This window comes from Actinoplanes sp. NPDC021490, assembly GCF_055562135.1.
This window is the reverse complement of sequence record NZ_JBVHFW010000004.1, coordinates 268,315-289,006: the sequence shown is the minus strand read 5'-3', so window position 1 is coordinate 289,006 and position 20,692 is coordinate 268,315. Positions and strand designations below refer to the sequence as shown.

The following is a 20,692-nucleotide window of genomic DNA, read 5'->3' as shown; positions in this document are numbered from 1 at the left end:
CCGTGGCACCGTGGAGCGATGACACCCGCCGCACGGACCCGTCTCGTCCTGGCCACGGCCGGCGCTTTTCTGCTGGTGGCCTGCTCCGACGGCGAGGCCGCCGCCCCCAGCGGCGCGACGTTCAGCCCGTCACCGCCCCCGGCCCCGGCCTCCTCGGGCCCGGCGGGTTCGTCCCCGGCCAAGAAGATCGCTCTGGGCAAGCCGCAGATCATCGTGGACGGCCTCGAGGTGCCGTGGGGACTGGCCTTCCTGCCCGACGGCTCGGCGCTGGTCAGCGAGCGCGACAGCGGCGACATCCGGCGGATCCCGGCCGGCGGCGGCGACCCGAAGCGGGTGTACACCGTCGAGGGCGTCGACGCGGGCGGCGAGGGCGGCCTGCTCGGCATCGCGGTTGACCCCGCCTACGAGCAGAACAAGTTCCTGTACGCCTATTTCACCGCGAGCGGCGACAACCGGATCGTGCGGTTCACGCTCGCCGGCGGCCGCCCCCGGGTGATCTTCGACGGGATCTCCAAGGCGGGCATCCACAACGGCGGGCGGATCGCGTTCGGGCCCGACGGCTTCCTGTACGTGGGGACGGGCGACGCCGGCAACGGCAGCGAGTCGCAGGACCGCGGCGACGTCAACGGCAAGATCCTGCGGATCACCCGGGACGGCAAGCCGGCGCCCGGCAACCCGTACGGCGGGTCGCCGGTCTGGTCGATGGGCCACCGCAACGTGCAGGGCCTGGCCTGGGGGCCGGACAAGAAGATGTACGGCATCGAGTTCGGGCAGAACACGTGGGACGAGGTCAACGTCATCCAGCCGGGCAAGAACTACGGCTGGCCCGAGGTCGAGGGCAAGGAGGGCCGGTCGGCCTATGTCGACCCGATCGTGCAGTGGAACACCGACGAGGCGTCGCCGTCGGGCGCGGCCGTGGCCGGGGACACGCTTTACGTGGCCGGGCTGCGCGGTGAGCGGCTGTGGACCGTTCCGCTCGGCGGTGGCCAGCCCGAGGCGGCGCTCAGCGGCGAGTACGGGCGGTTGCGTACGGTCGCCGTGGCCCCGGACGGAGCGTTGTGGGTGACCACCTCGAACCGGGACGGCCGAGGTGATCCCCGCGACGGCGACGACAAGATCCTGCGATTCGCTGCTCGGTAGAAGAACTACTTGTTGTTGGGCGGAAGTTCGGGAAGGGCCGAGATCGCCGCGGCGTACTGGGCGATCTGCCGGCCGTTGGGCACCACGCCGACGGCGCGGAGCTGGTCCTGAATGGCCTGCTTGACCTGGTCCTCATGTTGACCGCGGTGGGTCTGCATGACCTTGTTCACGACGTAGTCGACTCGGATCTGCTGTTGCCAGCCGGCGGTACGGTAACCGCCAGCCCGGGCGTTACTGATGGGGGCGATGGCTTCCATGCCCCGTGTATCGGTCGCCGCCCGGCCCGACTCGATGAATGCGGAGGCGGTGCAACCCGATGGCTACCGGGTCACACCGCCTCGGACATCAGTGCGCCGGGGGCCGGTCGTCGTCCGTGTCCAGATCCGCCGGATCGGGCGCCGTGGGCGGATTGAGCCGCAGCCACAGAAGGAAGAGGAGTCCCAGCACCAGCATGCCGATGCCCATCCAGAGGTTGATCCGGACGCCCTCGGCCTTGTCGATCTCGGCTTGACTGTCGAAGATCCCGAGGATCGTGACGATCACGCCGTAGACGACGAACAGGCCACCGATGACCCGCCGTACGTCGAAGAGCCGGGCCGCGGCCGAGAGCTTCTTCTCGTCGACCTGGTCGTTGTTCTCCGCCATGGTGAGACCTCCTTACCAGACCGGGATGTACAGGGCGAGGGCCAGCACGACCGCGATCACGCCGAGCAGGACGGGGTTGCGCCACCAGACCTTCTCGCCGGACACGATCGCCGTGCCGCCGGAGGTGCCGCCGAGACCGTAGACGAGACCGCGCAGCTCCTCCTCCGGCTTCGACGGGGTGAACATGGTGACCGCGATCGCGACGACGACCGCCGTCACGAAGGCGACGCCCGCGCCCCAGAAGCTCTGCTCGAGCGCCGAGTTGAACGCGACCGCGTCGGTCAGGTAGAGGATGTAGAGCGTCAGCGAGGCGATGAAGCCCAGGAACAGCGACCAGAAGCCGGCCCACGGGGTCATCCGCTTCCAGAACATGCCCACGATGAAGGTCGCGAACAGCGGAGCGTTGAACAGCGAGAACAGCTGCTGGATGTACTCCATGATGTTGCCGTAGCCGGAGGCGATGAACGCCGTGCCGATGCCGATGACGACACCGCCGATGGTGGCGTAACGGCCGATCCGCAGGTAGTACTCGTCGCTGCGGTCCTTCTTGATGTAGGCCTGCCAGATGTCGTACGTGAAAACGGTGTTGAAGCCGCTGACGTTGGCGGCCATGCCGGCCATGAACGACGCGAGCAGACCGGTGACCGCCACGCCCAGCACGCCGTTGGGCAGCAGGTCACGCATCAGCAGCGGGATCGCGTTGTTGTAGGTGAGCTCACCCTCGTCGGCGCCCAGCCCCTTGACCGTCACGACGGCGATCAGACCGGGGATGACGGTGACCGCCGGGATCAGCAGCTTCGGGAAGGCGGCGATGATCGGCGTACGACGGGCCGCGTTCATGTTCTTGGCCGAGAGCGCGCGCTGCACCTCGGCGAAGTTCGTCGTCCAGTATCCGAACGACAGCACGAAGCCGAGGCCGAACAGGATGCCGATCCAGTTGGCGCCCAGCGGGTTGTCGGCGCTGCTGCCGGTGTTCGACCAGGTGTGCAGGGCCGCGTCGCCCAGCGGGCCGCTGCGGACGGCGTCGAACAGGCCGTCGATGCCGCCGACCTTGACCAGACCGACGATCGTGAGCGGGATCAGACCGGCCAGGATCACGAAGAACTGCAGCACCTCGTTGTAGATGGCCGAGGAGAGACCACCGATCGTGATGTACGTCAGCACGATCGCGGCGCCGACCAGGATCGAGACCCAGAGCTCCCAGCCGAGCAGCGCGTCGAGGATCAGCGCCAGCGCGAACAGGTTGACGCCGGCGATCAGCACCTGCGCCACCGCGAAGCTGATCGCGTTGAAGATGTGCGTCGGCTTGTTGAAGCGCCGCCGCAGGAACTCGGGGACGCTGCGCACCTTGGAGCCGTAGTAGAACGGCATCATCACGATGCCGAGGAAGACCATCGCGGGAACCGCGCCGATCCAGTAGTAGTGCAGTGTCAACAGGCCGTACTGGGCGCCGTTGGCGGCCATGCCGAGGATCTCGAGGGCGCCCAGGTTGGCCGAGACGAACGCCAGGCCGGTCACCCAGGCGGGCAACGACCGGCCCGAGAGGAAGAAGTCGGCGCTGGTCTTGATCGCTCTTCGCGCCGCGAAGCCGACCCCGAGGACGGTGCCGAAATACAGGATCAGGATCAGGTAATCAACGATGTCGAGATCGAGCCGTAGCCCGCTCTCCGCGGCAAGCACCACAGGCCACCTCCGAGGGGAAAGTCAGCCGCCGACTACCCGACTCGAATATCTTTCACACCTTGGCGTTACCTAACGGAGACCTTCGACAACTTCCGGAGAGAGCTCGGACACATTGGTGACGACCAGCGAGGCCAGGGCCAGGGCGTCCGCGGCGGGCGGGTAGACACCGTGCGGCACGGCGATCACCGCCAGGCCGGCCGCGCCCGCCGAGCGCAGGCCGTTGCTCGAATCCTCGACGGCGGCACAGACGGCCGGGGCGAAGCCGAGCTTCTCGCAGGCGCTCAGATAGACGTCGGGGGCGGGCTTGCCCCGGGGCACCTCCTCGGTCGACAGGGTCACCCGGAACGCGTCGGTCAGCCCGGCCGTCTCGAGCACCTGGTCGATCAGGATGCGGGCCGACGAGCTGGCCAGCGCCAGCGGGAAGCGCGTGCCGAGGGCCCGGACCGCCTGGACCGAGCCCGGGATGAGCGGGAGCGACGTGCGGTAGCGCTCGGCCATCCGGCTCAGCACGTCGGTGGCCACCTGCTCGGGCGTACGGGGAACGCCGACGTCGTGGGCCAGGTGACCGGACCATTCCGGGGTGCTCATCCCCATCATGCGGTCCTGGGTGTCGGGCAGGAACTCGCGGCCGTGCTCGGCCACGTAGGCCCGCCGGACCTCCTCCCACACCTCCTCGGTGTCGATGATCACGCCGTCCAGGTCGAAGACCACTGCCTCGATCGTCATGGTCAGAAGCTTTCCGCGGCCGGGACGATCTCGGAGGCGAAGACCTCGAACTGCTTGGTGTCCCACGCGTTGCGCAGGCCGCCGTGCCCGACCTCGAAGCCCAGCCCGTGCAGCCGGCGCAGGCCGTCGATGATCTCGCCCACTCGCTCGCCCTTCTCGCCCAGATCGAAGTTGAACAGCACGGTCTTCTGGATCTCGTCGTAGTCGCGGCCGACGTCGTCGCAGTGCCGCTTGAGCACGTCGAGCTTGTGCTGCACCTCCGGGCCGGGGAACAGGTTGCAGGCGTCGGCGTACTGCGCGACCAGCCGCAGCGTCTTCTTCTCGCCGCCGCCGCCGACCAGGATCGGCAGGTGCGGGCGGGCCAGCGGCTGCGGGTGGTTGAGCAGGCGGTCGAGCCGGTAGTGCGTGCCGTGGAAGGCCGTCTCGTCACCCGCGAACATCTGCTTGCAGATCCGGAGCGCCTCCTCGAGCCGCTCGAACCGCTCCTTGGTCGGCGGGAACAGCAGGCCGAGACCGCGCGACTCCTCCTCGTTCCAGGCCGCGCCGAGGCCCAGGATCGCCCGGCCGCCGCTGAGCACGTCGAGCGTGGTGACCGCCTTGGCCAGCAGGCCCGGGTCGCGATAGACCACGCCCGTAACCAGGGTGAGCAGCTTCGCGTTCTTGGTATGCGCGGCCACGAAGCCGAGCGCCGTGTAGGCCTCGAGCATGTCCCACTCCGGCGGGCCGATCACACCGATCTGCCAGAGGTGATCCATCACGCTGATCCGCTCGAAGCCGGCCTCATCGGCCGAGGACGCGATGTCGGCGAGGACCGGTCCGAGCCGGGGCGCGCCCTCGGGCCAGGTGAAGTTCGAGATGTGCAAACCAAGTTTCACGGGTCCCTCTTTTCCCGGACATTCGCCGCAACGGATCAAAGCCTACCCGCAAACCCCCATTCCCGTACGCAGCGTAGTGACGAACCGGCCTTATCGGGCTCCCGGCAACCGTCGGGCGGGCACCGGACGGTCCGCGAAGTTGATCGTCCTCCACCGTTCCGGTGAGTTGCTGTTCGGTTGCCGACCGGTAGTTTTCTTGATCAGGAACCAGCCTGAGGAGCACCGCCATGCCTCCTTCGCCGCTTTCCGCAGCGACGAGCCACCGCCGAACCCCGTCACCCTCCGTAAGCGTCGTGATCCCGGCCCGCGAGCCCGCCGGGCTGCACCTGAGCCTGCGCGGACTGCCCCGGGTCGACGAGGTCATCGTGGTCGGCACGGGTCTGGACCTCTCGGCGTGGCCGGACGCCGTGCTGGTGCCGCCGACCCGGCCCGGCCTGGGTAACGCGATCGCCTGCGGGGTCCGGGCGGCCCACGGCGACATCGTGGTCACGCTCAACGGCGACGGCTCGACCGACCCGGCCGAGATCCCCCGGTACGTGGCGTCGCTGCTCGCCGGGGCGGACGTGGCGCTCGGCTCGCGCTACTCGGCCGGCGGCCGCGACCTGACCGGCGGCCGGTTCCGCCGCTGGGCCAACCTCCTGCTGATCTGGTGTTTCAGCACCGTCCTGGGCATCCGCCGCACCGACCCCGGTTTCGGGTACGCCGCCTTCTGGCGCGACGCCGTGCCGGGCCTCGGCCTCGCCGACCCGGGCTCGCGCGCGGCCGCCGCGTGGGGCGAGGGCCCCGAGGTGGGCCCGCTGCTGGCGCTGCGTCCCGCCGTACGGGGGCTGCGGGTGGCCGAGGTGCCGAGCGTCGCCTATCCCCCGGTCCGCCGCCCGGCCGCCCGCGACCGGGCCCGCCTGCGCCACTGGCTGCGCACCGCCCTGGGCGAGCTGCGCGGCGGCGACCGTGCGGTCTGGGCGCCACCGGCCCCGATGCGCAATCTGACCTACACCGGCCCCGACCGTCGCGCACCACTGAACGACGAGACCGGCGCCGGCCGCCGCGCCCTCGACCGGCGCGCCGTCGAGGCCCTGGGCGACGAGCTGCGGGCGGGCGAGCGCCTGGCCCGCGAGCGCACCACCGTGCGCCGCTTCACCGGCACCAAGGGCTGGTCACAGACCGACCTGAGCCGACCGGCGTGGACGCCGCCGGTCCAGCCTCCGTTCCACGGCGCCGGCCCGGCCCGCAGCCGCAACGACGCGCCGCCGTCCTGGCGGGACGGGCACCCGGAGCGGCTCGGCGGACCCGACCGGCAGCCGCGTTCGGCCGAGACGCCGTGGCGCCTCGCCCCCGGCGCAATCCAGCCGGCCCAGCGCGAGGTCGGCAGCCGTCGCCGCCGCATCCAGGGCGTGCGGCAGTCCCAACCGGATCTGCGCGTCATCAACGGCGAGGGCATGGGCTCGACGACTGGTCGCCGGGCCCGGCTCCGCTCGGTCAAGAAGCAGGGCAGTTAGGCCCGCTTGCGCAGCTCGGGCAGGATGCGCTCGGAATAGAGGCGCAGGAAGCGTTCCTGGTCGGGGCCCGGGGCGTGGAAGACCAGGTGCTTGAAGCCCATGTCGAGGTATTCGGCGACCTTGCCCACGTGCTCGTCGGGGTCGGACGAGCAGATCCAGCGGCTGGCCGTGCGGTCGACCGGCAGCGCGTCGGAGAGCCGCTGCATCTCGATCGGGTCCTCGACGCCGGTCTTCTCATCGGGCGAGAGCGCCAGCGCGCCCCAGTGCTGGGTGTCGTTGCGGGCCTTGTCGAAGTCGTCGTCGAAACTGACCTTGACCTCGATCATCAGGTCGAGGTCGTCGATCGAGCGGCCGGCCTTCTCGGCGCCCTCGCGGACGGCGGGCAGCAGGGTGTCGGTATAGAGCTCGTGGCCCTTGCCGCTGGTGGTGATGAAGCCGTCCGAGATGCGGCCGGCGAGCCGGGTGGCGGCCGGGCCGGAGGCGCCGATGTAGATCGGGACCGGCGTCTCCGGCTTGTCGTAGATGGTGGCGTTCTCGGTCTTGTAGAACTGCCCCTCGTAGGTCACCCGGTCTTCCGACCAGAGCTTCTGGATCAGCAGCACGGCCTCCTTGAGGCGGGCGAACCGCTCCTTGCCGTCGGGCCAGGCCAGCCCGAGCGGCACCTCGTTGAGCGACTCGCCCGAGCCGACGCCCAGGATCGCCCGCCCGGGCGCGAGGCAGCCGAGCGTGGCGAACGCCTGGGCGACCACGGCCGGGTGGTAGCGGAACGTCGGCGTGAGCACGCTGGTGCCGATCAGCACCCGCTCGGTGCGGGCGGCCAGCGCGCCCAGCCACGGCAGCGCGGCCGGGGCGTGCCCGCCGTCGTGCCGCCACGGCTGCAGGTGGTCGCTGACGAAGACCGAGTCGAAGCCGAGCTCCTCGGCCAGGACGCCGTATCTGAGAAGTTCCGCCGGCGGGAACTGTTCCGCCGAAGCCTTGTACCCGAACCGAATCATGGAGCCGACGTTACCCCGCGGCCTTGTACGCCTTTCCGGCCTCCGTCGGACTGTCGCCGTCGCGGTAGAGCCCGAAGTCGGCGCTGTCGCCCACGGCGGGCAGCCCGAACCACGCGTACCGCTCGACGAACGACCGCTTCTGCATGCCCTTGGTCGTGCCGTTGATGAACGTCACGAGCTGGGCCTGGGTCGGGTACTTGGGGGAACCGCCGAAGTTCATCAGGCCGTACTCGGTGATCCAGATGGGCTTGTTGTAGCGCTTGTGCACGGCGTCGACGTACCCGAGGAACTGGTTGACCGCGGCGTCGGAGAAGTCGGATCCGTACCAGTGCAACGTGATGAAGTCGACCTTGTAGCCCTTCTGGCCGGCGCCGGTCATGAACCGGTCGAGCCAGCCGCCCTTGGTGTCGCCGCCGAACGCGACCGCGGGGCTGCCCAGCCGCATGCCGGTCGCCTGCAGCCTGGGCCAGTCGGCCAGCGCCTGCTCGACGGTCATCTTGGCCTGGCCGTCCATGTCGGGCTCGTTGAACCCGAGCAGGACGTCGCCCTCCTTCTTGGCCTCGGCCAGGGTGGCGTCGTTGACGTTGTCCTTGCCCCAGATCATCGGGACGAACTCGACGTCGGACGGGCCGGGCATGTTCTTGTTGTTCGACGACCAGTTGTAGTACCAACCGGCGCCGATGTCGTCGAGGGCGGCCCGGGCGCCGGTGAACTCCCAGACGCCGACGCCCTTTTTCTTGCTCGCCTTGGCCGTGGCCACCACGGGCGGCTTCTTGGCCGGCGGCTTCGGGCTCGGGGTCGCGCTGGGCGTGGTGCGGGCCGGGGTGGGCCGGGCGGTGGTGGGCTTGGGCGCCGGACGGGTGGTCGGCGCGACCACCGCAGCCGTGGTGACCGGCGGCGGATCGGACTGCTGGGTGACGACCACGGCCGCCGCGCCGCCCGCGACCGCGGTGGTCGACAGCGCCGCGGTGAGCACCTTGCGGGACAGGCTGAAGCCGATCTTGGCCGCGAGGTGCGAGCCGCCGGCGCCGCCCGCCTTGGTGGCGACCGCGCCTCCGGCCGCGGCCTTCGCTCCGGCCGCACCGCCCGCGCCGAGGGTGGCCAGCACGTTCTGGCCCATCAGGCCGGCCGGCAGCGGGACCAGCGCCATGCCGGCCAGCAGCCGCTCGGCCGCGACCAGGCCGTTCCACGAGGGTGAGCAGTAGCGGCACTCGCGGGTGTGCCGGGCGATGCGCTTGCGCCACAGCGGGCTGGGCCGGCCGTCCCACTCGGTGGTCAGCAGGTGCAGATCGGGGCAGGCCGGGCTGGCGGCCAGCGCCCGCACGACGACCCGGGCCGTCTCGAGCTGGCCCTTCATCCGCTGGATGCGGACGGCGGCGTGCTGACGGGTGATGTCGGTGGCGGCGACGATCTCGTCGCGGGTCAGCTCGCCCGACGCCTCGAGCCACCAGAGCGCCAGCAGTTCACGGTTGTCCTCGTCGAGCCAGCGGGTCGCCTCGGCGGTCTCGCGGCGCTGGCCGCTGAGCTCGAGCCGGGTGATCGCCAGGTCGGTGAAGTCGGCGCCGGGGTCGCGGACGTCCTCGTGCACGAGCGCCTCGGGGGCGCCGCGCCGGGCCCGGAACCGCTCGCGGACCTGGCGCACCGTGATCGCCACCAGCCACGACCGGAACGCTTCGGGCTCGCGCAGGTCGTGCAGGTTGCGCAGCACGCGCAGCATCACGTCCTGCACGACGTCGTCCACGTCGGCGTGACCCTCGAGCGCCCGCCCCACGATCGTGTACACCAGCGGCAGATATCCGGCCACGAGCCGGTCGACCGCGACCGGGTCGCCGTCACGCGCGGCGATCACGATCGCGATGTCGGGTTGCTCCGCCATTGTCCAACCTTCCGTCGGGCGTCCATGCCGTGACCCTCACCGGCCACGGGAAGGGAGACGCCCAAGCCGTCCATGGATAACACGTTTTCCGGCGATGATCGGATGAGGTGTTACGGGACGGCCACGATTAGGCCCGGCGGCGAGCGGGAACCAGTAGGGCATGCGTATGACACTCCGGCTGGACCTGCCCCGCGAGGCGGGCAGTGTGCCCACCGTCCGCCGGATGCTGCGCTCGGCCCTCTCCGTCCTGCAGATCGACCGGGACTCCCAGGACGATCTCGAGATCGCGATCACCGAGGCCTGCTCGAACGTCGTACGGCACGCCGGCGGCGCCGAGAACTTCGAGGTCAGCCTGGACGTGGCCGAGAACCACTGCTCGATCGACGTGCGCGACACCGGGGAGGGGTTCGACCCCGAGGCGATCGGCGCCGCGAGCACCTCCAGCGAGAGCGGCCGCGGGCTGTCCCTGATCAAGGCCCTGGGCGAGAACGTCCGGATGCACTCCGTGCCGAAGCGGGGCAGCTTGATCCATTTCGAGAAGTCGTTCGCCTAGAACCTCGTGCCGACACCCGGGGAGCAAGCGCATATGATCCTTGCTCTCCTGCAACTATTGCGCCCGTACGCTCGCACAGAAGGGAAGATCGAGTGTCCGTCCGCCCGGCGTCCGTCGGCCCGTTCCTGCGCGCCGCACCGCCCGATCGACTCCCCGAGGTCGTGGCGGATCATCTGCGCACCTGGTTTCCGGTCAGCGGGACCGAGCTGCTTCTGAGCGACCTGACCTTCACCGCTCTCTGGCCCGTCCTCGACCCCGGGACCCCGGTCGGCGGCTCCCTCGAGCAGCGCTGCTTCGGCAGCCAGCAACCGGTGACCGGCAACGGGTCCCGGCGCCTGCTGCTCCCCCTGACCACGTGGGGCGACCGTCTGGGCGTGCTGCGGATCGAGCTCACCGAGACGCTCACCAGCGAGATGCGCACCGAGCTCACGAGCATCGCCGACGAGCTGGCCCTGGCGCTGCGCGCCGCCGACAAGGACACCGACCGCTATCGGCAGATCGTGCGCCGGCAGCGCCTCACCATGGCGGCCGAGCTCCAGTGGGACCTGCTGCCCGGGCGGTCGCTCGACGGCGAGCGGTTCCGGCTGGCCGGTCAGCTCGAACCGGCGTACACGATGTACGGCGACCACTACGACTGGGCGGTCACCGACGACCGGCTCACCCTCACCGTGCTCAACGGGCACGGCGACGGGATCGAGGCCGCGTTGCTGACCACGATCGCGGTCAACGCCATGCGCAACGCCCGCCGCTCCGGCGCCAACATCGTCGAGCAGGCCGAGCTGGCCTCCGACGCGATCTACTCGCGACACGGCGGCGCCTCGCACGTGGCCACGCTGCTCCTCGAGATCGACCTGACCGGCGGGACGCTCGAGGCGGTCGACGCCGGCTCGCCGCGGGCCCTGATCGCCCGCGAAGGGGAGATCCGACCGGTCGATCTGGAACAACAGCTGCCGCTCGGCATGTTCGGCGACAGTCGTTACGAGACCCAGAAGCTCCATCTCGAGCCGGGCGACCGTCTGCTGGTGGTCAGCGACGGCGTGCACGCGGCGGCGCCCGCCGGTCGTCCCCCGTACGGGGAATCCGGTCTGCTCAGCGCGCTGCGGCGGACGCGCCTGCAGCCGCCGGCCGAGGCGGTGGGTACGGTGATCCGCGCATTGCGTGACTACCACGCCGGCGCCGACCAGGAGGACGACGCCGTCATCGTGTGCCTGGATTGGCTCCGCGGAACGGCATGAAGTTTCCCCCGGGCGGGTAGTGGCATGCCGCACGCTCGCGCATCGTCTGACGAACAGGGAAACATCCGCCATGGACCGGGTCTCGGACGTCGCCGTCGCCGTCGAGTCGACGGTCGACGCGCTCGTCTCGGTGCTCGAATCCGCCGGCCTGGGCCACAGCTCCAGCGTTCCGCCCGCCCAGCTGCGGGTGCTGACCATTGTCGCCGGCAACCAGCACACCAACATGAGCCGCCTGGCCGAGGCGCTCGAGGTGGTGCCGTCGTCGGCCAGCCGGCTCTGCGACCGTCTCGAGGCCACCGGGCTGCTGCGCCGGCTGCCCGACCCGCGTGACCGCCGCGAGGTGCGGTTGCTGCTGACCCCGGCCGCCCGGCGGCTGCTCGACGAGCTGCGCGACCTCCGGCGCCGGGCCCTCGAAGACGTGCTCGGGCGGATGCCGGCGGGCGACCGCGACGCGCTGGTGCACTCGCTGCGGGCCTTCGCGACGGCGGCGGCGGTCGACGGGGCGGAGGACGAGTCCCGGCGTACGGCGTGAGGTAGCGTCGGCCGATGCGCATCGGCATCGTGATCCTTCCCGACCAACGCTGGTCCGTCGCCGGGCGGCGCTGGCAACGCGCCGAGGAATACGGCTTCGACCACGCGTGGACGTACGACCACCTGGGCTGGCGTGATCTGGTGGACGGGCCGTGGTTCGACGCGGTCCCGACGCTCACCGCGGCCGCCATGGTCACCCGCCGCATCCGTCTCGGCACGTACGTCGCCTCGCCCAACTTCCGCCACCCGGTGCACTTCGCCCGCGAGGTCACCGCGCTCGACGACATCTCGCAGGGCCGCCTGCTGCTCGGGCTGGGCGCCGGCGGCACCGGCTTCGACTCGGCCGTGCTGGGCGAGCCCGAGCTGACCCCGCGCGCCCGGGTCGACCGGTTCACCGAGTTCCTCGACCTGCTCGGCACGATCCTGGAAAACCCGGCGACGACGTGGAAGGGCGACTACTACGCCGCCGTCGACGCCCGCAGCGCGCCCGGGCCGTGCCAGAAGCCCCGCCCGCCGTTCGTGGTCGCCGCGAACGGGCCACGCGCCCTGCGGCTGGCCGCCAAGCACGGCGACGGCTGGGTCACCACCGGCGTCACCGGCACGGCCCCCGGGACGGCCGCCGAGTGGTGGGCCAACGTGGCCCGGATCGTCGCCGGATTCGACTCGGCGCTCGACGCGGCCGGCCGGAGCCGCGACGCGATGCCGCGCTATCTGAACCTGGACTCGTCACCGGTCTATTCGCTGAGCAGCGCCGAGGCGTTCGAGGACGCCGTGGGCCGCGCCGGGGAGCTGGGGTTCACCGACGTGATCACACATTGGCCGCGCGAGTCGAGTTGGTATGCGGGCGACGAAAAGGTCCTGGAATCGGTGGCGTCACGGCTGCCGCGGCTACGCCTTTCGTAGCGCGCAATTTGCCCGGGCGGCGAACAGGGCGCCGGTCAGCGCCCGTTCGCCGCGCGGTAAGCCTGCGTCACGCTCTGTGGAATGCGCCCGCGCTCGGAAATCTGATGTCCGTTGGCCGTCGCCCACTCACGGATCTGACGGTTTTCGTCGCGGGACCCCGCGGTGCGGCCGGAACCGGCGCGCCGGGGCGAGATGCGGCCGGGGGTGGCCCGGCCGAGCCGGGTGCCCGCGTTGATGTACGGATCGAGGACCTTACGCAGCTTCCCCGCATTGGCCTCGGAAAGGTCGATCGTGTAGTTAATGCCGTCCAGACTGAACTCGACCGTGCGGTCGGCCTTCTTTCCGTCCAGATCGTCGATCAGAGTGGTGATTACCTGCCGCGCCATAACGACTCCCGAGTCCGCCCGACCAACCGCGCCAAGTGTTGCTCGAAACCGGCATCGCGCGCAACTGTCCGACGCGAATTCGCAATTCTTTCCGCACGGCCGGCCGACTGGTTATTCAAATGACCGACCCCGCATTCACGGGAATCAGCACGGAAAGCTCGGCTTGGACGGGCGGCGGACCATCACCTAGTGTCGCTGGCATGGAGCAGGAAGCCGACTGGCAGGAACAGCGACGGCAGGCCGTCGCCGGCCACGCCGCCGCGCTGGAAGCCGGGCGGGCCGCCGAGGCCCGCGAGGCGGCGGCCCTGCTCGACGACTTCATCCGCCGCGCCGCCGAGCGCGGGCTCACACCGCACACGCTGATGGCTCGAACCTTCGACGGCCGCGCCACGTATCGAACCCATGTGCGTGGGTGGTATCTCAAGTCGAACCGGTCGGTCGCCGTGGGCGAGGACGGGGAGTATTACGTGCTGACCGTGCCGGCCTCGTTGCGGGCCCGCTTCGTCGGGGCCGACCTGACCCCGAGCATGCCCCGGCTGATCGTCGGCGCCGGCGGCGGTGACGGCGAGACGATCCCGCTGCGGCAGCTGCTCGACCGGCGGCTCGAGGCGGGGGTCTCCTGGCCTTGATCCGCCGTGTCCTGGCGGCGTCCTGTGCCGCCGCCCTCCTCCCTGTTCTCGTTCCGGCCGCGCCCGCCTCGGCCGCCCCCGAGATCCCCTGCCCGAAGCCCAAGGTGGCGCCCCCGCCGAACCGGCCCGCGCCGCCGGCGCCGCCGCCGGACGACCCGGTGGGCAGCGCGATCGGCGGTGACGCGCTCGCCACCCACGGCCTGGTCGTCCCGGCCGGCGCCAAGCCGCCGCCGGCGGTCACCGCGACCACGTGGATGGTGGCCGACCTGGACACCGGTGAGGTGCTCGGTGGCTGCGGCCCGCACGTCTTCCATACCCCGGCCAGCGTGCAGAAGACCCTGCTGGCGGCCACCGTGATCGACAAGCTCGACCCGGATCAGCGGATGACCGTGACCAGCGGCGACCTCGACATCGAGCCCGGCAGCTCGGCGGTCGGGCTGCTGGTCGGCGGCAAGTACCCGATCTCGACGCTGTGGCTGGGCCTGATGCTCAACTCGGGCAACGACGCCGCCAACGCGCTGGCCCGGCTGGCCGGTGGCGGCGGCGCCGACGGCGTCCGCAAGACCGTCGGCGAGATGAACGCGCTGGCCAGGCGGATCGGCGCGTACCAGACGCACGCGGTCACGCCGTCCGGGCTCGACGGGGCGGGGCAGTTCACCAGCGCGTACGACCTGGCCCTGATCGCCCGGGTGGCGTTCGCGAACGCCGACTTCCGCCGTTACGTGCTGACCCGCAGCGCCCAGATGCCGGCCCAGCCGCAGCTGAAGAAGGGCGGGTTCCAGTTCCAGAACGAGAACAAGCTGATCTACAACTACCCCGGGGCGCTGGGCGGCAAGACCGGCTTCACGACGCTGGCCCGGCACAGCTACGTGGGCGCGGCCCAGCGCAACGGACGCCGCCTGGTGGTGACGCTGCTCGGCGCCGAGGCCCGGCCGCTGCGGGGCTGGCAGCAGGGCGCGGCCCTGCTCGACTGGGGTTTCTCGCTGCCCCGCGACGAGTCGGTCGGCAAACTGGTCTCGCCGCAGGACGTGGCCCCCGTGACCGCCGCTCCGGCGCTGAAACCGGCCGCGCCACCCAACGCCGGACCGGCCCGGGCCGGCGACCCGCCGAAGCTGCTCTCGGTGGCCGCGGCCGCCTCGGTGGCCCTGCTGCTGGCCGGCGCGCCCCTGCTCCTGCTGCTGGCCCAGCGCCGCCGCCGTCGCCGCCCGACGGCGTAGTCCCTACGGCAACGCCCAGCCCGACCAGAGCAGGCCGAACACCCAGACGACGGCCACCGCCAGGGCCGCCGTGAACTCGATGAGCATGGCCATGCCCGCGGCGTGCAGCGCGTGCTTGGTCGAGGGCCACGCCCGGCCGGGGCCCAGCCGGGCGCGCTCGACCAGATAGACCCCCAGCACGAAGCCGAGCGGCAGGCCGAGCACCGGGATCACGAAGAAGCCGACCACGCCGAGCAGGCCGCCGGCCAGCAGCGCCGAGTTGGGCACACCGGCGCCCTTGAGGCGGCGGCCCGGCACCAGATATTTGATCAGGGCGCCGAGCAGGGCCACGGCCGTCGCCACGCCCAGCACCAGCCAGCGCACCGCGTTGCTGCCGTCGCCGAAGATCGCCCAGAACAGCACCCCGGCCCAGCTGAGCAGCAGGCCGGGCACGACCGGCACGACGACCCCGACCACGCCGATGGCTATCGCCACCCCGGCGATCAGGTTGATCACCCAGGCGCTGTCGGTCAGATCCATGCGCCAAAGGTGCCAGGCCGGGGCAACGGCGCAAAGAGAGGGGCCGGACTTCTCAACCAACCCACAGCCACGACCGAAGCTCAGGGCACGCCACCCGACGCCATGTAACAGCAACCGTCGCGCACCCTCTCGCCACTTAATCGGCACCGGTTCGCTGACGAACCTCCCTGTGACACGCCGACGAGCTCCTGGAAAACGGGGCCGCCGACAACGGGGGGAACACCACATGACCAGCATCGCGAACGCTGCCGACATCGTTGCCGACACCGCCGCTACGACGGTGCTGTCCGCCGCTGAGCAGGAGGAGATGATCCGCACCCACATGCCGCTCGTCGGCCACCTGGTGCGCGACATGCTCAGCCGCATCCCCAACCACATCCACCGCGACGACCTGACCAGCGCCGGCCTGCACGCCCTGGTCACCGCGGCCCGCGGCTGGGACCCGCAGCGTGGCATCCCGTTCCACCGCTTCGCCAGCACCCGCATCCGCGGCGCCATCCTCGACGAGCTCCGCGCTCTCGACTGGGCGACCCGCTCGGTGCGCACCAAGGCCCGCGCCACCGACACCACCCGTCAGGCGCTGACCACCACGCTGGGCCGCACGCCCACCGCGGACGAGCTGGCCCAGGCGCTCGGCACCACCACCAGCGACCTCAAGCAGACCGACACCGACGTGCAGCGCGCGACCGTGCTGTCGCTGCAGGGCTTCACCACCAGCAGCGCCGACGACCTGGTGACCGAGAAGACGCCGGGCCCGGAGGACATGCTGCTGCGCCGCGAGCAAATCGGCTACCTGCACCACGCGATCGGCTCGCTGCCGGAGCGCCTGCAGGTCGTCATCACCGAGTACTTCCTGCAGGAGCGGCCGATGGCCGACATCGCGGCCGACCTGGGCGTCACCGAGTCGCGGGTGTCGCAGCTGCGGGCCGAGGCGCTGACGCTGCTCAAGGACGGCCTGAACACGCACCTCAACCCCGACCTGGCGCCGGTTCCGGACAACCCGGAGAGCATCACCGCCCGTCGCCGCGCGTCCTACTACAACAGCATCGCCGAGAGCACCTCGGTGCACAGCCGGCTGGCGCTGACCAACGCGCACGGCCACACCGCTTACAGCCGCGGTCCGCTCACGGCCGCCGTCTGACGCGAAAGGGAGGCTCGGCATCATGCCGAGCCTCCCTTTTTCTCATGCCAGCGCGCTGAGCACCTTGGGCAGGTCGGTCGTGTGCAGCACGCCCAGCCGCCGGGTGGCCCGGGTGACCGCCACATAGAGGTCGGACAGGCCGCGCGGGCTCTCCGCGATGATCTCGCCGGGCTCGACCACGATCACCGAGTCGAATTCGAGACCCTTGGCCTGCCGTACGGTCATCAGCACCACCTGATTGAGCAGGTCGGGCTGCTCCCCCACGGCCGCGCCGGGCACCGCCTCGACGAGGGCGCGTCCCAGGTCCGCCTCACGGGACTCGGGCACCAGAACACCCACACGGCCCTCACCGGCGTCGGCGGCCTCCACCCGTACGGCGGCAATTGTCTCGGCCGGAAGCGCGACCGGCGGCACCCGCAGGGCCCACGGCTCCACGCCGGCCGACCGCACCGACCGGGGCGGTTCGAGCGCCGGGTCGACCGCGGCCAGCACGTCGGCCGCCACCGCCATCACCTCGGCCGGCGTGCGGTAGTTCACGGTCAGCTCGACGAGGTTCCAGCGCTGACCCACGTACGGCTCGAAGACCTGCTCCCACGTCGTGGTGCCGGCCAGTTCCGAGGTCTGGGCAACGTCGCCGACCACGGTCATCGAGCGGCTCGGGCAGCGCCGCATGAGCAGCCGCCACGCCATCGGGGACAACTCCTGCGCCTCGTCGACGATCACGTGCCCGAAAACCCAGGTGCGGTCGGCCGCGGCCCGCTCGGCGGCGGTACGGGTGTCGAGCACCTCGTGCCGCTCGACGAACGCGCTCGCGTCCACGACGTCGGTCGCGGACAGGATCTCCTCTTCCTGGTCCTCGAAGTCGAGCGACCGGGAACCCTCGACGATCTCGAGCACACCCTCGGCGTACTCGATGGCCTCGCGCCTCTCCTGAGCCGCCTGCCGCGCCTTGAGGGTGTCGTCGACCCCCAGCAGCTCGGCCAGCTCGTCGAGCAGCGGCACGTCGGCCGGCGTCCACCGGGCGTCGTGATCACGCAGCAGCAGGGCCCGCTCGGCCTCGGACAGCCCGGCCGCCGCCGAGGCCAGCCGGTCGGGGTCGCTGAGCAGTTCGCGCAGCACCCGGCGCGGGGTCAGCACCGGCCAGAAGTCGAACAGCGCCTGCTGCACGTCGGCGTCCTCGCGCAGCTCGCGGCGGGTCTCGGCCAGGTCGGCCTCGGAGAGCAGATTGTCCCCGCCCAGCGGGTCGGCGCCGATCCGCTCGGCGATCTCGAGCGACAGCGCGTGGATGGCCTCGGTCACGAAGATCGACCGGGCCACGTTGTGCGGGCGGCCGGACCGGCGGGCCACGGCGCGCGCGTCCTCGAGCACCGACCGTTCGATGCGCAGCGGGTAGCCGTCGTGGTCGACCTCGGCGAACGTCTCCGGCACCGTCTGCCAGTCGGCGACCGCCCTGGCCAGCACGTCGAGCATCTCGGTGCGTCCCTTGAGCGCGGCCGCGGCCGACGGTTCCACGGCCCGCGCCCGTACGCCGGGAAACATGTCCCCCAGCGTGGCCAGGAGCACCCCGGTCTCGGCCAGCGAGGGCAGCACCTGCGAGATGTACCGCAGGAAGGTCGGGTTGGGGCCGAGGATCAGCACGCCCTGCTTGGTCAGCTGACCGCGGTAGGTGTAGAGCAGGTACGCCGCCCGGTGCAGCGCGACGGCGGTCTTGCCGGTGCCGGGGCCGCCCTGCACCACCATGACGCCCGGCAGCCCGGCCCGGATCACCTCGTCCTGCTCGGCCTGGATGGTCTCGACGATGTCGCGCATCCGGCCCGTACGGTTGGCGGTCAGCGCCGACAGCAGCGCCGCCTCGCCGGTCACGTCCTCCCGGCCGCCGCTCTCGGCCGCCTCGAGGTCGAGCACCTCGTCGTCGAGGGCGGTCAGCACCCGGCCCTTGGTGCGCAGGTGCCGGCGGCGCTTCACCCCGTCGGGGGAGACGGCGGTGGCCAGATAGAACGGCCGCGACGCGGGGGCGCGCCAGTCGACCAGAAGAGGATCACGGTCGTGCTCCTCGGCGGACAATCCGATGCGTCCGATGTAGCGGGGCTCGTCGGCGACGAAGTCGAGCCGGCCGAAGCAGAGAGCGTTCTCCACAGCATTCATCTGCGCGAGTTGTTCGGCGTAATGGGCCCGGGTCGCCTCGCGCTGGGCGCGGCCCTGAGGCGTGCCCCCGGCCTCGAGCAGAATGGCGCGGAGACGGTCGTCGGCCTGCGCCCGAAGACCGTCCAGCCGGTTGTAGAGGGTGGTGAGGTACGCCTGTTCGGCACGGAGGTCGTCGTCTCGCGTCACCGCGGCGGAGCTTGACAAATCCACTCCCCTTTGTGGTAGCATTCGCCGGTCAGCACCCCTGGATTGAGAACAATCCGGCCGGGTGCTTTTTTCGTTTCTGACAAACGACCAGACTAGCGCATCGATGGCGGGTTACGGCTCGCCGCGAAATTGTCGTCTATCGGTCAAGCTTTACGGCGAGCCGTTACGCACGGCGGCCGATCCTCATTAACCCGGCATGACCCACAACCACCCGATCCGACGCCTCGGCGCCCTCGCGCTCGCCGCGGCGGCCACCCTCGCCTTTTCCTCCGCGTGCTCGGACGACGCCGAGGCCCCGGCCGGCGGCGCGGCTCAGGCGGCCGCGGCCGGCCCCGAGACAAAGAACATCGAGGGCGCCAAGCAGGCCGCCCAGACGGTCTTCGACCGCTTCGCCGGGGGCGACTTCGCCGGCGCCTGGGACATGTACACCACCGCGGGCAAGCAGGCGATCAGCAAGACCGACTACGTCAAGCTGAACCAGGCCTGCTCCCGCAAGGGCCTGGCGATCCAGCTCACCAGCGCCCGCATGGAAGGCACCGACCGGGCCGTCGTCATCGCCAAGCAGCTCGTGGCCGCGCAGTCGTACACGATGGTCTACGAGGGCGACTCGTGGAAGCTCGAGCCGGCCAAGGAGGGCCTGGCCCTCTACAAGCAGGGCGCGGCCAAAGCGATCGCCGCTCAGAAGAAGGCCGGCACCTGCGCCAACCAGTAAACCGGCAGCACCAGGGGCCCGCCGCGAACCGCGGCGGGCCCTCCCAGTGCCGGTGAAGAATCAGGCCGCGACCGGCAAGCCGTCGGGGCCGGTCAGGGCGAGCCGGGCCCGCAGGTCGCCGCGGGCCGAGATCTGGTCGTAGTAGGCCGCCCGGCGACGGGCCACACAGCCGTCCTTGGCCGGCGTCTGCGCGGCCAGCGACGGCTCGAGGTGCGTGTTGAGGCCGTCCCGCAGCAGGGTCAGCGCCTCGGCCCGCAGCTGCGACACCCGCGATTCGGTGACGCCCAGCTCCTCGGCGATGCGGGCCATCGGGCGCTCCTCGAAGAAGTAGCCATGCACCACCGTGCGCAGCCGGTCGGGCAGCGCCTCGATCGCGTGCCGCAGATAGCCGAGCCGCTCGCGCATCAGCAGCATCTCCTCGGGACCGGCGCTCGGCTCGGTCACCATGTCCTCGGCGCCGGCCGTGGCGAAGCCCTGCAGGCTGAACACCACCGCGCGCTGCACGTCGTCGTCGGCGTGCTCGATGTCCTCGACCGAACAGCCCAGCCGCTCGGCCACCTCCCGGACGGTCGGCACGCGGCCCAGTTCGGCGGTCAGCTCCTGCCGGGCGCCGTCGGTGCGCCGGGCCCGCTGCCGCACCGAACGGCTGGCCCAGTCGAGGCCGCGCAGCTCGTCCAGCAGGGCGCCGCGTACCCGGGCCGCCGCGAACCGGGCGAACGGCACGTTGCGGTTCTCGTCGTAGCCGCGGGCCGCGTGCACCAGTGCGGCGTATCCGGCGGACAGCAGATCGTCCCGGTTGACGTGCGCCGGGACCCGCGCCAGCATCTCGCGGACCAGATGACCGACGAGCGGCATGTGGTCCTGGACACGGTCTTCGCGGCGGCGATCGTCGCCTCCGCGGTTCACGCGACGGCGGTCGGCAGCAAATGTGGCACCGCTCATGTGGGGGGTCTCCTTGCGAACCAGGCCGGAAGGGGGGGTTCCGGGCACTGAAATGAAAGGTGATCCCGATAAAGTGCGATTTGGTTCCCGTACGGGTGTAAGGCGGTTGCTTCCCCGCCCGGCGTGCCCCGCTCGA

At 71.1% G+C, this 20,692-nt stretch carries 21 protein-coding genes; 10 read left to right on the top strand and 11 right to left on the bottom strand.

Features of this window, described 5'->3' with window-relative positions:
- Nucleotides 1-18: 18 nt before the first annotated feature.
- Nucleotides 19-1,140, top strand: a complete 1,122-nt coding sequence (locus ACZ3I4_RS13050) for a PQQ-dependent sugar dehydrogenase (RefSeq protein WP_465382102.1) — start codon at nt 19-21, stop codon at nt 1,138-1,140.
- A gap of 5 nt (nt 1,141-1,145) precedes the next feature.
- Here ACZ3I4_RS13050 and ACZ3I4_RS13045 read toward each other — a convergent pair whose 3' ends face one another.
- The 5 genes from ACZ3I4_RS13045 to ACZ3I4_RS13025 all read right to left on the bottom strand — a co-directional run bounded on the left by ACZ3I4_RS13045 (nt 1,146) and on the right by ACZ3I4_RS13025 (nt 5,069).
- A complete protein-coding gene (locus tag ACZ3I4_RS13045) occupies nt 1,146-1,397 on the bottom strand; it encodes a hypothetical protein (protein WP_465382101.1) in 252 nt (83 codons plus the stop codon).
- An 88-nt stretch (nt 1,398-1,485) separates the two neighbouring features.
- Nucleotides 1,486-1,785: a hypothetical protein gene (locus tag ACZ3I4_RS13040; RefSeq protein ID WP_465382100.1), complete on the bottom strand. Its 300-nt coding sequence runs from the start codon at nt 1,783-1,785 to the stop codon at nt 1,486-1,488.
- 12 nt (nt 1,786-1,797) lie between these two features.
- Nucleotides 1,798-3,468, bottom strand: coding sequence for a sodium:solute symporter family protein (locus ACZ3I4_RS13035; protein ID WP_465382099.1), 1,671 nt, complete (start codon nt 3,466-3,468; stop codon nt 1,798-1,800).
- Nucleotides 3,469-3,537: 69 nt separating this feature from the next.
- Complete coding sequence (locus tag ACZ3I4_RS13030; protein ID WP_465382098.1) at nt 3,538-4,194, bottom strand: HAD family hydrolase; 657 nt, start codon at nt 4,192-4,194, stop codon at nt 3,538-3,540.
- Nucleotides 4,195-4,196: 2 nt separating this feature from the next.
- Nucleotides 4,197-5,069: an LLM class F420-dependent oxidoreductase gene (locus ACZ3I4_RS13025; protein WP_465382097.1), complete on the bottom strand. Its 873-nt coding sequence runs from the start codon at nt 5,067-5,069 to the stop codon at nt 4,197-4,199.
- A gap of 293 nt (nt 5,070-5,362) precedes the next feature.
- Here ACZ3I4_RS13025 and ACZ3I4_RS13020 point away from each other — a divergent pair, with 293 nt between their 5' ends.
- Nucleotides 5,363-6,565 (top strand): glycosyltransferase family 2 protein, encoded by a 1,203-nt coding sequence (locus tag ACZ3I4_RS13020; protein ID WP_465382096.1) that lies wholly within the window; start codon nt 5,363-5,365, stop codon nt 6,563-6,565.
- On the opposite strand, the gene fgd is transcribed toward ACZ3I4_RS13020, so the two are convergent.
- Both fgd and ACZ3I4_RS13010 read right to left on the bottom strand, forming a co-directional pair.
- Nucleotides 6,562-7,560, bottom strand: coding sequence for a glucose-6-phosphate dehydrogenase (coenzyme-F420) (gene fgd / locus ACZ3I4_RS13015; RefSeq protein ID WP_465382095.1), 999 nt, complete (start codon nt 7,558-7,560; stop codon nt 6,562-6,564). The two genes, ACZ3I4_RS13020 and fgd, sit on opposite strands and share 4 nt — an antisense overlap.
- A 10-nt stretch (nt 7,561-7,570) precedes the next feature.
- Complete coding sequence (locus ACZ3I4_RS13010; protein WP_465382094.1) at nt 7,571-9,436, bottom strand: sigma-70 family RNA polymerase sigma factor; 1,866 nt, start codon at nt 9,434-9,436, stop codon at nt 7,571-7,573.
- A 160-nt stretch (nt 9,437-9,596) separates the two neighbouring features.
- On the opposite strand from ACZ3I4_RS13010, the gene ACZ3I4_RS13005 reads away from it, so the two are divergent.
- The 4 genes from ACZ3I4_RS13005 to ACZ3I4_RS12990 all read left to right on the top strand — a co-directional run bounded on the left by ACZ3I4_RS13005 (nt 9,597) and on the right by ACZ3I4_RS12990 (nt 12,658).
- The gene (locus ACZ3I4_RS13005; protein WP_465382093.1) at nt 9,597-9,989 is read left to right on the top strand and encodes an ATP-binding protein; all 393 of its coding nucleotides are present in this window, start codon (nt 9,597-9,599) and stop codon (nt 9,987-9,989) included.
- A 92-nt stretch (nt 9,990-10,081) separates the two neighbouring features.
- Nucleotides 10,082-11,224, top strand: a complete 1,143-nt coding sequence (locus tag ACZ3I4_RS13000) for a PP2C family protein-serine/threonine phosphatase (protein ID WP_465382092.1) — start codon at nt 10,082-10,084, stop codon at nt 11,222-11,224.
- Nucleotides 11,225-11,294: 70 nt separating this feature from the next.
- On the top strand, nt 11,295-11,756 hold the full coding sequence (locus ACZ3I4_RS12995) for a MarR family winged helix-turn-helix transcriptional regulator (RefSeq protein WP_465382091.1): 462 nt from the start codon (nt 11,295-11,297) through the stop codon (nt 11,754-11,756).
- Between the two features lie 14 nt (nt 11,757-11,770).
- Entirely contained in the window at nt 11,771-12,658 is an 888-nt protein-coding gene (locus ACZ3I4_RS12990; RefSeq protein WP_465382090.1) for an LLM class flavin-dependent oxidoreductase, read from the top strand.
- Nucleotides 12,659-12,693: 35 nt separating this feature from the next.
- Here ACZ3I4_RS12990 and ACZ3I4_RS12985 read toward each other — a convergent pair whose 3' ends face one another.
- On the bottom strand, nt 12,694-13,044 hold the full coding sequence (locus ACZ3I4_RS12985; protein WP_465382089.1) for a histone-like nucleoid-structuring protein Lsr2: 351 nt from the start codon (nt 13,042-13,044) through the stop codon (nt 12,694-12,696).
- A gap of 200 nt (nt 13,045-13,244) precedes the next feature.
- Here ACZ3I4_RS12985 and ACZ3I4_RS12980 point away from each other — a divergent pair, with 200 nt between their 5' ends.
- Nucleotides 13,245-13,673 (top strand): hypothetical protein, encoded by a 429-nt coding sequence (locus tag ACZ3I4_RS12980; protein ID WP_465382088.1) that lies wholly within the window; start codon nt 13,245-13,247, stop codon nt 13,671-13,673.
- Nucleotides 13,670-14,890, top strand: a complete 1,221-nt coding sequence (locus ACZ3I4_RS12975) for a D-alanyl-D-alanine carboxypeptidase family protein (protein ID WP_465382087.1) — start codon at nt 13,670-13,672, stop codon at nt 14,888-14,890. The genes ACZ3I4_RS12980 and ACZ3I4_RS12975 overlap by 4 nt, the downstream gene beginning before the upstream one ends.
- 3 nt (nt 14,891-14,893) lie before the next feature.
- Here the strand turns inward: ACZ3I4_RS12975 and ACZ3I4_RS12970 are convergent, their stop codons facing one another.
- A complete protein-coding gene (locus tag ACZ3I4_RS12970; RefSeq protein ID WP_465382086.1) occupies nt 14,894-15,409 on the bottom strand; it encodes a DUF456 domain-containing protein in 516 nt (171 codons plus the stop codon).
- 226 nt (nt 15,410-15,635) lie between these two features.
- On the opposite strand from ACZ3I4_RS12970, the gene ACZ3I4_RS12965 reads away from it, so the two are divergent.
- Nucleotides 15,636-16,550 carry a sigma-70 family RNA polymerase sigma factor gene (locus ACZ3I4_RS12965; RefSeq protein WP_465382085.1) on the top strand — a complete coding sequence of 305 codons (915 nt, stop codon included), beginning with the start codon at nt 15,636-15,638 and terminating at the stop codon, nt 16,548-16,550.
- Between the two features lie 42 nt (nt 16,551-16,592).
- Here the strand turns inward: ACZ3I4_RS12965 and ACZ3I4_RS12960 are convergent, their stop codons facing one another.
- A complete protein-coding gene (locus ACZ3I4_RS12960) occupies nt 16,593-18,923 on the bottom strand; it encodes a HelD family protein (RefSeq protein WP_465382084.1) in 2,331 nt (776 codons plus the stop codon).
- Between the two features lie 175 nt (nt 18,924-19,098).
- On the opposite strand from ACZ3I4_RS12960, the gene ACZ3I4_RS12955 reads away from it, so the two are divergent.
- On the top strand, nt 19,099-19,614 hold the full coding sequence (locus tag ACZ3I4_RS12955; protein WP_465382083.1) for a hypothetical protein: 516 nt from the start codon (nt 19,099-19,101) through the stop codon (nt 19,612-19,614).
- 60 nt (nt 19,615-19,674) lie between these two features.
- Here the strand turns inward: ACZ3I4_RS12955 and ACZ3I4_RS12950 are convergent, their stop codons facing one another.
- A complete protein-coding gene (locus tag ACZ3I4_RS12950) occupies nt 19,675-20,556 on the bottom strand; it encodes a sigma-70 family RNA polymerase sigma factor (protein WP_465382082.1) in 882 nt (293 codons plus the stop codon).
- Between the last annotated feature and the right edge of the window lie 136 nt (nt 20,557-20,692).

What these genes read in the sequence shown, in the direction of transcription:
- ACZ3I4_RS12995 (WP_465382091.1), top strand. Translation starts at nt 11,295, where the DNA reads ATGGACCGGGTCTCGGACGTCGCCGTCGCCGTCGAGTCGACGGTCGAC.
- ACZ3I4_RS13050 (WP_465382102.1), top strand. Translation starts at nt 19, where the DNA reads ATGACACCCGCCGCACGGACCCGTCTCGTCCTGGCCACGGCCGGCGCT.
- ACZ3I4_RS12985 (WP_465382089.1), bottom strand. Translation starts at nt 13,044, where the DNA reads ATGGCGCGGCAGGTAATCACCACTCTGATCGACGATCTGGACGGAAAG.
- ACZ3I4_RS13005 (WP_465382093.1), top strand. Translation starts at nt 9,597, where the DNA reads ATGCGTATGACACTCCGGCTGGACCTGCCCCGCGAGGCGGGCAGTGTG.
- ACZ3I4_RS12960 (WP_465382084.1), bottom strand. Translation starts at nt 18,923, where the DNA reads ATGCTACCACAAAGGGGAGTGGATTTGTCAAGCTCCGCCGCGGTGACG.
- ACZ3I4_RS13030 (WP_465382098.1), bottom strand. Translation starts at nt 4,194, where the DNA reads ATGACGATCGAGGCAGTGGTCTTCGACCTGGACGGCGTGATCATCGAC.
- ACZ3I4_RS12955 (WP_465382083.1), top strand. Translation starts at nt 19,099, where the DNA reads ATGACCCACAACCACCCGATCCGACGCCTCGGCGCCCTCGCGCTCGCC.
- ACZ3I4_RS12980 (WP_465382088.1), top strand. Translation starts at nt 13,245, where the DNA reads ATGGAGCAGGAAGCCGACTGGCAGGAACAGCGACGGCAGGCCGTCGCC.
- ACZ3I4_RS12990 (WP_465382090.1), top strand. Translation starts at nt 11,771, where the DNA reads ATGCGCATCGGCATCGTGATCCTTCCCGACCAACGCTGGTCCGTCGCC.
- ACZ3I4_RS13040 (WP_465382100.1), bottom strand. Translation starts at nt 1,785, where the DNA reads ATGGCGGAGAACAACGACCAGGTCGACGAGAAGAAGCTCTCGGCCGCG.
- ACZ3I4_RS13045 (WP_465382101.1), bottom strand. Translation starts at nt 1,397, where the DNA reads ATGGAAGCCATCGCCCCCATCAGTAACGCCCGGGCTGGCGGTTACCGT.
- ACZ3I4_RS12965 (WP_465382085.1), top strand. Translation starts at nt 15,636, where the DNA reads ATGACCAGCATCGCGAACGCTGCCGACATCGTTGCCGACACCGCCGCT.
- ACZ3I4_RS12950 (WP_465382082.1), bottom strand. Translation starts at nt 20,556, where the DNA reads ATGAGCGGTGCCACATTTGCTGCCGACCGCCGTCGCGTGAACCGCGGA.
- ACZ3I4_RS13010 (WP_465382094.1), bottom strand. Translation starts at nt 9,436, where the DNA reads ATGGCGGAGCAACCCGACATCGCGATCGTGATCGCCGCGCGTGACGGC.
- ACZ3I4_RS12970 (WP_465382086.1), bottom strand. Translation starts at nt 15,409, where the DNA reads ATGGATCTGACCGACAGCGCCTGGGTGATCAACCTGATCGCCGGGGTG.
- fgd (WP_465382095.1), bottom strand. Translation starts at nt 7,560, where the DNA reads ATGATTCGGTTCGGGTACAAGGCTTCGGCGGAACAGTTCCCGCCGGCG.